10 protein-coding genes are annotated in these 10049 nt (G+C 76.2%); 6 read left to right on the top strand and 4 right to left on the bottom strand.

Going from position 1 to position 10049, the window contains the following annotated elements; all coding sequences use genetic code 11:
• Positions 1-143: 143 nt before the first annotated feature.
• The 6 genes from E4099_RS23015 (at position 144) to E4099_RS22995 (ending at position 5881) form a co-directional block, all read left to right on the top strand.
• Complete coding sequence (locus tag E4099_RS23015) at positions 144-1352, top strand: MFS transporter (RefSeq protein WP_245245105.1); 1209 nt, start codon at positions 144-146, stop codon at positions 1350-1352.
• 135 nt (positions 1353-1487) lie between these two features.
• A complete protein-coding gene (locus tag E4099_RS23010; protein WP_135341017.1) occupies positions 1488-1886 on the top strand; it encodes a ChaB family protein in 399 nt (132 codons plus the stop codon).
• Between the two features lie 121 nt (positions 1887-2007).
• The gene (locus E4099_RS23005; RefSeq protein ID WP_135341016.1) at positions 2008-2529 is read left to right on the top strand and encodes a hypothetical protein; all 522 of its coding nucleotides are present in this window, start codon (positions 2008-2010) and stop codon (positions 2527-2529) included.
• A gap of 254 nt (positions 2530-2783) precedes the next feature.
• Complete coding sequence (locus E4099_RS23000) at positions 2784-3344, top strand: hemerythrin domain-containing protein (RefSeq protein WP_135341015.1); 561 nt, start codon at positions 2784-2786, stop codon at positions 3342-3344.
• Positions 3345-3525: 181 nt separating this feature from the next.
• Positions 3526-3645: an LPFR motif small protein gene (locus E4099_RS34910; RefSeq protein ID WP_280923517.1), complete on the top strand. Its 120-nt coding sequence runs from the start codon at positions 3526-3528 to the stop codon at positions 3643-3645.
• 142 nt (positions 3646-3787) lie between these two features.
• Entirely contained in the window at positions 3788-5881 is a 2094-nt protein-coding gene (locus tag E4099_RS22995) for a catalase (RefSeq protein WP_135341014.1), read from the top strand.
• A gap of 133 nt (positions 5882-6014) precedes the next feature.
• Here E4099_RS22995 and E4099_RS22990 read toward each other — a convergent pair whose 3' ends face one another.
• The 4 genes from E4099_RS22990 to E4099_RS22975 are packed head-to-tail and all read right to left on the bottom strand — an operon-like array spanning position 6015 to position 9958.
• Positions 6015-6938, bottom strand: coding sequence for a glycosyltransferase family 2 protein (locus tag E4099_RS22990; RefSeq protein WP_135341013.1), 924 nt, complete (start codon positions 6936-6938; stop codon positions 6015-6017).
• A gap of 34 nt (positions 6939-6972) precedes the next feature.
• Positions 6973-7929 (bottom strand): glycosyltransferase family 2 protein, encoded by a 957-nt coding sequence (locus E4099_RS22985; protein WP_135341012.1) that lies wholly within the window; start codon positions 7927-7929, stop codon positions 6973-6975.
• Entirely contained in the window at positions 7926-9326 is a 1401-nt protein-coding gene (gene rfaE2 / locus E4099_RS22980) for a D-glycero-beta-D-manno-heptose 1-phosphate adenylyltransferase (RefSeq protein WP_135341011.1), read from the bottom strand. The genes E4099_RS22985 and rfaE2 overlap by 4 nt, the downstream gene beginning before the upstream one ends.
• Positions 9323-9958, bottom strand: a complete 636-nt coding sequence (locus E4099_RS22975) for a D-sedoheptulose-7-phosphate isomerase (RefSeq protein ID WP_135341010.1) — start codon at positions 9956-9958, stop codon at positions 9323-9325. Before E4099_RS22975 ends, rfaE2 begins: the two co-directional genes overlap by 4 nt.
• Between the last annotated feature and the right edge of the window lie 91 nt (positions 9959-10049).

The following is a 10049-nucleotide window of genomic DNA, read 5'->3' as shown; positions in this document are numbered from 1 at the left end:
CCCCCGCCGTACCCGCCGCACCGGCCCTGACCGAACCGACCGAACCCGCCCCCGCACGGCCGGCCGGACGGCTCAGGGGCGCGGGGCGGCGGACGGAGGGCCGGCCCGACCGCGCCGCCTGGCGCTCACTGCGCCACCGGAGCATGCGGTGGTGGTCCCTGGCCAACCTGGTGTCGAACGCCGGCACCTGGATGCAGCTCACCGTGCAGAACCTGCTGGTGCTCCAGGTCACCGGGTCGGCGGCGGCCACCGGCCTGTCGCTGTCCGTACAGGCGGCCCCGGGCCTGCTCATGGGGCTGCTGGGCGGCGCCGCGGTGGACCGCTGGCCCCGGAAGGTGACCGCCGCGGTGAGTCAGGCGGCCCTGGCGCTGGTCGCGTTCACCACCGCCGCGCTGGTCGCCTTCGACCGGCTCGACCTGACGGTGCTGATGGTGCTGGCCGCCGTCACCGGTCTGATCGCCACCGTGGACGGGCCGGCCTGCGCGCTGCTCGGCAACGACCTGGTGCCCACCGAGGACGTGCCGTCCGCCATCGCCGTCGGCTCCATGGTGCACAGCGTCGGCCGGCTCGCGGGGACCGCCGCCGCCGGTGTGGTCGTCGCCTTCCTCGGCACCCAGGCCGCCTACGCGGCCAACGGGCTGTCCTTCCTCTTCGTCGCCGCGGTCGTTCCGTTCCTCACCCCGGCGGCCGGGGCCGGCGGGGCACCGGACGACGCCGCCGCCGCGCCCGGGCCGCGGGCGCCGGACGAGGGCATGACCGCCCGCGAGGGGCTGGCCTTCTTCTGCCGCCGGCCCCGGCTGGTGGCGCTGGCCGGTATCACCGGGCTGAGCGCCGTCTTCGGCCGGAACTACGGACTGACCCTGGCGGTCCTGGTGACCGGCCCGCTGCACGGCGGCGGGGGCGCCTTCGGCACCGTGTCCACGGTGCTGGCCGTCGGCGGCATCGTCGGCGCGGTGCTCGCCGCCCGGCTGCGCAGCCCCTCGGTCCGCCTGGTCGGCACCCTGGCCGCCGCCGGGGCGCTGCTCCAGGTGGTGGCCGGCCTCTCGCCCTCCCTGGCGGTGCTGCTGGTGCTGGTGCTGCCGATGGCCGTGGTGGAGTCGATCTCCGACACCGCGGGGACCACCGTCCTGCAGACCGATCCGCCGGCGCATCTGCGCGGCCGGGTGCTGGGCGTGTGGCGCAGTGTGAGCACCCTGTGGGGTCTGGCCGGCCCGCCGCTGCTCGGTCTGCTGATGGAGCTGGCCGGGGCGCGCGGCGCCCTGGTGACCGGCGGGCTGATCATCGCCGGCGCGGTCGGGGCCGGGGCCGTCCTGCGCGGCCGTGCGCTGACCGCGGCGCCCGCGACCGCCTGAGGCGACCGCCCGGGGGCCCGGTCTCCCAAGATCGCCGGTCGGTCCGGGCGGGGATCCGGTACGGACCGGCCGGCGGGGCCGTTTCGGCGCGGCCGGGCCGGGGACCCGTCGCCTGGGTACCGGAGGTGATGGGAGATGCCGGGCAAGCAGGAACTGCCGTCCACCCTGGAGCGCTCGCCCAAGGAGGCGCAGCGCACCTGGATCAAGGCGCATGACGCGGCGGTGGAGGAGTACGGGGAGGGGGACCGTTCGCACCGGGTGGCCTTCGCGGCGCTCAAGCACTCCTTCGAGAAGGTCGGCGATCACTGGGAGCGCAAGGAGGGCGGTCGCCGAGGGCCCTCGGACCCGCTGGGCGCCCGTCCGCGGCAGGTGGGCGGGCGCAGCGGGGAGGGCGTCGACGAGCAGGCGACCAAGGCCCACCTGTACGAGGTGGCCCAGCGGCTGGACATCGAGGGCCGCTCGACCATGGACAAGCCGCAGCTGCTGGAGGCGATCCGCAAGGCCAACCGGCGGCGGACGCGCGAGGCCCGGTGAGGCCCGTCACCCGGCCCCGGCCGGGAGGGGCGGCACCCGGCCCCCGCCGCGCTCGCGCGGGCACGGCCGCGCGCGGCCGCCGCCGAGCGCCGCTCCGCCGCGGAAGGAGGTCCCTGGCGCCATGTCCGTGGAACTCACCTCCGTCATCGCGGCCACCACCCGCTGGCTGCTGCGCGCCTATCCCCCGGTCGGCGGGCCGCTGAGCGCGGCCCTCGCCGAGGCTCAGGCCCGCCAGGCGGTGACGGTCGCCGCCTGGCTGCGCTACCCGACCTCGCTGGACGCGGGGCTGGTCTCGCTGCTGGGGCCCGGCGGCTCGCACCGGCTGGACGCGCTGGTGGGCGCCCGGGTGGACCTCGACCCCGCGGATGACGCCTGGCGCAGCTGGGTGGACGAGTCGGTGGCGAGCTGGGCCGCCTGCCTGCTCGGCGAGCCCGCGCTGGCCGAGGCGGCGGTCGCCGCGGCGGCGGCCGGCGAGCACGGCTCGCAGACCCCCGTGCGGTTCCACCGGCTGACGGCGCCCGATGACGGCGACCGGTCCGCCGCCGGCCTGCTGCGCCATCCCGATCTGCTGGACCGGGTCGCCGCGCTCTACCGCGACGAGCTCAGGGACCGGCTCCACGCGGACCCCGCCGGCCGGCCGTGATCCGCCGGCCCGAAGCGCGATGGCGTCAGTGCGGGGCCATGCCGTGAACGAGGCGGCATCGCACCGGCGCGCGATGGCGGCGGTTCGCGGTGACACGCCCACGGGCGATGGATTGAGGCGGACACGCCCGGGTGGTGCGGTCCGCTGTGTTGTCCGTGCGCCCGGTGCGACAGCAGTCCGGCCGCCGCCTCGCCGCCCTTGTCACCGGCCGGCCGGCGGAGCGCACGCCACCCGACGACGGAAGGTGAACGGCCATGGGGCATGACGGAGACGTGATCGCCGAGCTGACCTCCGACCACCGCGAGGTGGAGGGGCTCTTCGAGCGGATCCGGGCGGCGCGGCCCGGCGATCCGGAGGTCAGGAATCTGGTCGACGAAGCGACGGTCGAGCTGGTGAGGCACTCGGTGGCGGAGGAGGAGTACCTGTACCCGACGGTGCGCGAGCACGTCGAGAACGGCGGCCCGCTGGCGGACAAGGAGCTCGCCGACCACAAGCGGGTCGAGCGGATCCTCAAGGACCTGGAGGGCATGCAGCCGAGCGACCCCTCCTTCGGCCGACTGGTCGAGCAGCTGATGTCCGAGGTCACCACCCATGTGCAGGACGAGGAGGGACGGCTGTTCCCGATGCTGCGCGCGGCCTGCCCGCAGGAGTTCCTGATGCGGCTGGGTGACCGGGTGCGGCAGGCCAAGAAGCTGGCGCCCACCCGTCCGCACCCCTCGGCGCCGCACACCCCGCCCGCGAACAAGCTGCTGGCGCCGGGCGTCGGCCTGGTGGACCGCGCCCGGGACCTGCTCACCCGGCGGCACGGGTCCTGACCCGCCGGCGGCCCCCCGCCATGCGGCGCCCGGCGGGCGGGTGTTCCATGAGAGGAACCGCGCACCGGAGTGGCGCGGACGATGAGGGCCGGATCGGTGCCGCCCCGGAGGCGCTCCGACGTGCCGGAGAGGCGCCCGCGCCTCCCCGGGCGGACCGGCTCGCCCCGCTCGGGAGGTCAGTGTGCTCAGCGCCATCGCCGATGTCCTGCGGGCCGTCGGCAACGCGGTCGCGACGGTGGTGACCCTGCCGTTCCGCGCGCTCGCCCGGCTCTTCGGCGGGGCCTCGCGCACCGGCCGCTGACGCGCCTCCGTGCCGCTTGACCGACCGGTGGTCCGCCGGGTTCCTTCCCACCGCCCTGCCCAGGGCACGCGAGATCGGCACGGCCGTTCCGGTCCCGGCCGCCGGACGTCCCTTCCGCAATCGGCCGGTGAGGTGCAGTGAGATGACGGACAGCAAACAGGAACAGCGCAAGACCCATTTCGCGGACGATCCGGCCGCGGGTCCGCTGACGACCGACCAGGGTGTGGTCGTCGACCACACCGACGACTCCCTCCGGGTCGGGGAGCGCGGCCCCACCCTGATGGAGGACTTCCACTTCCGGGAGAAGATCACCCGGTTCGACCACGAGCGGATCCCGGAGCGGGTGGTCCACGCGCGGGGCGCGGGCGCCTACGGGTACTTCGAGCCGTACGCCTCCTGTGCCGAGTTCACCCGGGCGGCCTTCCTCCAGGACCCGGGGGTGCGGACCCCGGTCTTCGTCCGGTTCTCCACCGTGCAGGGGCCGCGCGGCTCCGCCGACACGGTGCGCGACGTCCGCGGCTTCGCGACCAAGTTCTTCACCTCGGAGGGCAACTACGACCTGGTCGGGAACAACTTCCCGGTCTTCTTCATCCAGGACGGCATCAAGTTCCCGGACTTCGTGCACGCGGTGAAGATGGAGCCGCACAACGAGATCCCCACCGGCGCCTCGGCCCACGACACCCTGTGGGACTTCGTCTCGCTCCAGCCCGAGACCCTGCACACCATCATGTGGCTGATGTCGGACCGGGCCATCCCCCGGAGCTACCGGATGATGCAGGGCTTCGGCGTCCACACCTTCCGGTTCGTCAACGCGCGGGGCCGGGGCACCTTCGTGAAGTTCCACTGGAAGCCCAAGCTGGGGGTGCACTCCCTGGTGTGGGACGAGGCCCAGGAGGCGCAGGGCCGCGATCCCGACTTCAACCGCCGCGACCTGTGGGACACCATCGAGGCCGGTGAGTACCCGGAGTGGGAACTCGGCGTGCAGCTGGTCCCGGAGGAGGACGAGCACCGCTTCGACTTCGACCTGCTCGACGCCACGAAGATCATCCCGGAGGAGCTGGTACCGGTCCGGCCCATCGGCCGGCTGGTCCTGGACCGCAACCCGGACAACTTCTTCGCCGAGACCGAGCAGGTGGCCTTCCACACCGCCAATGTCGTACCCGGCATCGACTTCACCAACGACCCGCTGCTCCAGGCCCGCAACTTCTCCTACCTGGACACCCAGCTGATCCGCCTGGGCGGCCCGAACTTCAGCCAGATCCCGGTCAACCGGCCGGTGGCCCCGGTCCGCAACAACCAGCGGGACGGCTACCACCAGAGCAGCATCCACCACGGGACCAGCTACAGCCCCAACTCGCTGGGCGGTGGCTGCCCGGCGCTGGCCGACCCGGACGCTCCGGCCTTCCGGCACCTGATGGAGCGGGTGGACGGGCACAAGATCCGCAAGCGCAGCCCCAGCTTCGAGGACCACTACACCCAGCCCGCGATGTTCTGGCACAGCATGTCCGACTGGGAGCAGCAGCACATCGTGAACGCCTTCCGCTTCGAGTTGGGCAAGGTGAACTCGATGGAGGTGCGGGTCCGCACCGTCGAGCAGTTGGCGCGGGTCGACCACACCCTGGCCGTCTCGGTCGCCGAGGGCATCGGCGTCCCCGCGCCCGCCCCGGCCGGCCAGGTGCCGCAGCCGACCCCCTCCCCCGCTCTGAGCCTGGAGAACAACCGGGGGACGGGCGGCATCCGCACCCGGCGGATCGCCGTGCTGGCGGGGGACGGGGCGGACGCCGAGCAGATCGACACCCTCAAGGCCAGCCTCACGACCGCGGGCGCGGTGGTCGAGGTCCTCGCCCCGCACGACGGTGTGTTCACCGGGTCCGACGGCGCCGACCACCCGGTGGACCGCGCGCTGCCCACCATGGCCTCGGTCCTCTACGACGCGGTGGTGGTGCCCGGGGCTCCGGGCGGCGCCCCGGTGCCGGGTCTCCAGCCGGCGGCCGTACGGTTCGTACGCGACGCCTACCGCCACGGCAAGCCGATCGCCGCCCTGGGCACCGGCATCGAGGTGCTGACACTTCTGGAGGTGCCCCTGCTGCTCGCCACCGGGCAGCAGGAGACGGTGTCCGACCAGGGTGTGGTCACCCACACGCCGGCCGGCGCGATCAGCGCGGACTTCGCCCACGCCTTCACCGAGGCGATCGCCTTCCACCGGCACCCCAACCGGCCGCCGCTGCGGTTCTGAGGCCAACGCCGACCTGGTCGCTGGGCTTCCCAGGAGTGCACCACCGGCCGGGGCGGCGCGGTTCCGACGGCACCACCGGCCGGCGCTCCGGTTCCGACGGCACCACCGGCCGGGGCGGCGCGGCTACCGCGGTTCAGTCGCGGTAGCCGCGTGCGGTGGATCGCCGCTGGGCGGCGGCGAGCAGCTTCAGGCGCCCCTCGACCGCGCGGGGCAGCGGGCGGCGTTCCCGGAGCACCCAGGGCAGTCCGCGGGCGGCCTCGGCGAAGGCCCGGGCCGAGACGGCGTCCCGGGGCACGGTCGCGGCCAGCCACGCCGTGCGCCGCAGGGCCGTGGGCCAGGGACGGCGGAGCCAGGTGAACCACAGGGTGTTCCGGATGCCCTGGCGCCGCCGCCCGGTGCGGTCCCGGTGCGGCGAGGCCCGGTGATGGGCGGTCAGCCCGTCGGCGTAGCACAGCCACCAGCCGCTTGCCGCCAGGTCGGCGGCGAGCAGTTCCTCCTCGCCGCCGAGCACCAGCCGCGGGGAGAAGCCGCCCGCGGCGCGGAAGGCGTCGGCGCGCAGTACGGTGGCGGCGGCGAGGAAGGAGCCGAGCGCCGGGCCGGGCAGTCCGGGCGGGGCCGGCAGCGGGGAGCCGCGCAGTTCGGGCACGATGGGGTCCTCGCGGCAGCCGCCCCCGGCCTCGGGGTCGTCCGGATGGGGGTGCGCCACGATGCGCGCGGTCACCGCCGCCACCTGGGGGTGCGCGTCCAGCGCGTCGGCGGCGCCGGCCAGCGAGCCCGGCTGCCACCAGGAGTCGTCGTCGCAGAAGGCGAGATAGGGCGTGGTCGCCCGGCGGGCGGCGAGATTGCGGCCCACCGCGCCGAGGTTGCGGCTCAGGGCGAGCAGGGTGACGTCCGGGTACCCCCGCCGTACGGCCTGCGCGGTGCCGTCCGAGGAGTGGTTGTCGACCACGATGACCGGCGGCCGCTCGGGGAGGCCGGCCAGTCGGCCCAGGGTGTGCAGCAGGTCCTCCCTGCGGTCGCGGGTGATGACGATGACGGTGATCCGCGGGTCGGTCACGGGGCCTCCTTCCGCCGGGTGCGGTGCCGCCGTCTCAACGGCCGGGTGAGGCCGCCTCGACGGCCCGGATGCGCCGCTCCACACCGCGCGGCACGGGCCGTCGGCGCGCCAGCGCGGCGGGCAGCAGGCGCAGCGTCTCGGCCAGTGCGGCCCGCGCCTGCGGGTCGGTGCGGCCGTCCAGGGCCAGGCGCGCGGTGGCCCGCAGGGCGTGCCGCAGCGGGCGCCGCAGCCAGGCGGTGAGGAGGGTGTTGCGCCGCACCCGGCGGAGCCGTCCGGGGCGCGGTGCGCCGTGCTGGTGCTCGGGCAGGTGCCGGGCGACCACCTCGGGGCAGTGCACGACACCCCAGCGGCGGGTGGTGAGGTCGATGGCGAGCAGCGCCTCCTCGGCGCCGAAGTGCAGCACCGGGTGGAAGCCGCCGGCCGCCAGGAAGGCGGTCCGGCGCACCACGGCGGCGCAGGCCAGGAAGCCCAGTACCGAGGGGCCGGGCAGGTCCGGTTCCCGGCCGAGCGGGGAGGCCGCGAGCACGGCGTTGAGCGGGTCGGGCAGCCCGGCCGGGCCCACCCGGGTGGCGGCGGCGATCAGCCCCAGCCGGGGGTGGGCGTCCAGGAGGTCCGCGGCGCGGGCCAGGGAGCCCGGCTCCCACCAGGAGTCGTCGTCGCTGAAGGCGATGTAGGGGGTGGTCAGGGCGGCGGCGCCCAGGTTGCGTCCCACGGCGCCCAGGTTGCGGTCGGCGGTCAGGACGGTCACCGCCGGGTGGCGGTCGCGCACCGCCGCCGCGGTGCCGTCCGCGGAGCCGTTGTCGACCACGGCGACGGGCGGGGCCTCGGGCAGCCGGGCGAGGCGGTCCAGGGTGTGCAGCACACCGGACCGCCGGTTCCGGGTGATCACCACCACGCCCACCCGGGGCGCGGGGCGGGGCCGGGCGGCCGGCCGGCGGCGGGCCTCGGCCGCGGAGTCGGCCGCCCGGGGTTCCTCGGCGCGTCCGGTCATGGCCGGCCCTCCGGTTCGGCGGCCCGGGCGGCCCGCCGGGTCAGCGCGGTGGTGGACCGCCCGTCGAGGTAGGGCAGGACGATCGCCTGGCCGCCCCACTCGTGGAGGGTCTCGGCCTCCGGCAGGTCCTCGACGGAGTAGTCGCCGCCCTTGACCCACACATCGGGCCGCAGCCGGCGCAGCAGCCGTTGCGGGGAGTCCTCGGAGAAGACCGCGACCGCGTCGACGCTGCCCAGTCCGGCGAGTACCCGGGCCCGGTCGGCGGCGAGGGTGAGGGGGCGGCCGGGGCCCTTGAGGCGGGTGACGGACTCGTCGGAGTTGAGGCAGACGATGAGGCAGTCGCCGATCCGGCGGGCGCTCTCCAGCAGGCCCACATGGCCGGCGTGCAGCAGGTCGAAGCAGCCGCCGGTGGCCACCACCGTGCCGCCCCGGGCCCGGACCGACTCGGCCAGGGCGAACGGGTCGGTCTCCCGGGCCGGGCGGGCCCGCTCGGCGGCGGCGGTGTCCCACAGCGAGGCGTTGCGCGCCCCGTCGGCCGCGACGAAGGCGGCGGCTTCGGCGACCGCCCGCTGCACGGCCTCCTCCGGCAGGGCGCCGTCGGCCAGGGCGCCGGCCGCGGTGGCCGCGAAGCAGTCGCCCGCGCCGCACGGGTCGCCGGTCGCCCGGTAGGGCACGGGCATCAGCATGGGGGTGTCGATCCCGGCCCGGGCCAGCAGCACGCCCCGCTCGCCGAGCGTGACCGCCACGGCGGCCGCCTGCCAGCGGGTGGCCAGCCGGCTGCCGCGCAGCGCGTAGGCGCGCAGCGACTCGTCGTCCCCCGGGCACAGCGCGCGGGCCTCGGCCCCGTTCGGGGTCACCAGGCGGGCCCCGGGCACCGGTTGGGCACCCCGGGGGTGCGGGTCCCACAGCAGGGGAACCGAGCGGGCAGCCTGGGCGAGGTGGTCCCGTACCGCGTCGACCGTGCCCTGTCCGTAGTCCGCGACCAGCACCGTCCCGGCCTGGGCGAGCGCGGCGCGGACCGCGTCCGTGGGGGGCCCGGGGACGCCGCCGCCGCGGTCCACCCGCACCAGCGGGCGGCCCCCGGCGATGATCCGGGTCTTGACCGGCAGGGACCCGGTCAGCGGAAGCTCGGTGAGCCGCACCAGGCGCCGCAGCGCCCGGCGGGCGGTGTCGCTGGCCGGGTCCTCGCCGAGCGCGGTCACCAGGACGACCGGGCGACCGCCGCGGGCGGCGAGGGCGGCGGCCAGGCCGGCTCCGCCGGGCCGGGTCCGGTCGCCGGTCACCTCCACCACCGGTGCGGGCGCGTCCGGTGCCAGCCGGGAGGAGACGCCGTCCACGTCCCGGTCGAGCAGGACGTCTCCGACGATCACCAGCGGCCGGCCGCCCCGTCCGGTCATACCGGGTCCCCGGGGCGCAGGCGGGCCCCGCGGACGGGCACGGCCGGCGCGGGGGACGGCGGGCCGGCCGCGTCCAGGCTCTCGCAGAGCAGGTGCACGGCGAGGAGGTGGGCCTCCTGGACGGTGGCCGTGCTGTCCGCGTCGATGCACACCGCCTCGTCCGCGGCGGCGGCGAGCGGGTTGGGCCGCGGACCGGTCATCGCCCATACCCGCAGTCCGGCGGCGCGGCCGGTCTCCGCCGCGGCGAGCAGGTTGCCGCTGCGGCCGGAGGTGGACAGCAGGACGAGTACGTCGCCGGGGCGGCCGTGGGCGGCGACCTGGCGGGCGTAGACGTGGTCGAAGCCGTAGTCGTTCCCGATGGCGGTGACGCTGGAGGTCTCGGCGTGCAGGGCGATGGCGGAGTAGGCGGGGCGCTCCCGCTGGTAGCGGCCGACGAGTTCGGCGGTCAGGTGCTGGGCCTGGGCTGCGCTGCCCCCGTTGCCGGCGGCCAGCAGCCGCCCGCCGACGGGCAGGATGGCCGCCAGATGGGTACCCCACTGGGCGATCTGGTGGAGGCTGTGCCGGCGGAAGCGGCTCAGGGCGTCCTGCAGCGACTGGCAGTGCCGGTGGGCGGCCTCAAAGGACTGGCTCATGGCTGGTCGGGCGCACCGGGTCCGAGGTGGACGGCGGCGGTCCGGCACCTCCTTCGGACTCGGGGTCGGCGGCGGTGGGGCGGGGCTGGGC

The organism is Streptomyces palmae, assembly GCF_004684805.1.
Taxonomy (GTDB): Bacteria; Actinomycetota; Actinomycetes; order Streptomycetales; family Streptomycetaceae; genus Streptomyces; species Streptomyces palmae.
Note: the sequence above shows the minus strand (reverse complement) of the source record. Positions and strands in the feature narration are given on the sequence as shown.

Excerpts from the sequence above, each read along its gene's own strand:
- E4099_RS23015 (WP_245245105.1), top strand. The coding sequence starts at position 144 with ATGCGGTGGTGGTCCCTGGCCAACCTGGTGTCGAACGCCGGCACCTGG.
- E4099_RS23010 (WP_135341017.1), top strand. The coding sequence starts at position 1,488 with ATGCCGGGCAAGCAGGAACTGCCGTCCACCCTGGAGCGCTCGCCCAAG.
- E4099_RS23005 (WP_135341016.1), top strand. The coding sequence starts at position 2,008 with ATGTCCGTGGAACTCACCTCCGTCATCGCGGCCACCACCCGCTGGCTG.
- E4099_RS23000 (WP_135341015.1), top strand. The coding sequence starts at position 2,784 with ATGGGGCATGACGGAGACGTGATCGCCGAGCTGACCTCCGACCACCGC.
- E4099_RS22995 (WP_135341014.1), top strand. The coding sequence starts at position 3,788 with ATGACGGACAGCAAACAGGAACAGCGCAAGACCCATTTCGCGGACGAT.
- E4099_RS22985 (WP_135341012.1), bottom strand. The coding sequence starts at position 7,929 with ATGACCGGACGCGCCGAGGAACCCCGGGCGGCCGACTCCGCGGCCGAG.
- rfaE2 (WP_135341011.1), bottom strand. The coding sequence starts at position 9,326 with ATGACCGGACGGGGCGGCCGGCCGCTGGTGATCGTCGGAGACGTCCTG.
- E4099_RS22975 (WP_135341010.1), bottom strand. The coding sequence starts at position 9,958 with ATGAGCCAGTCCTTTGAGGCCGCCCACCGGCACTGCCAGTCGCTGCAG.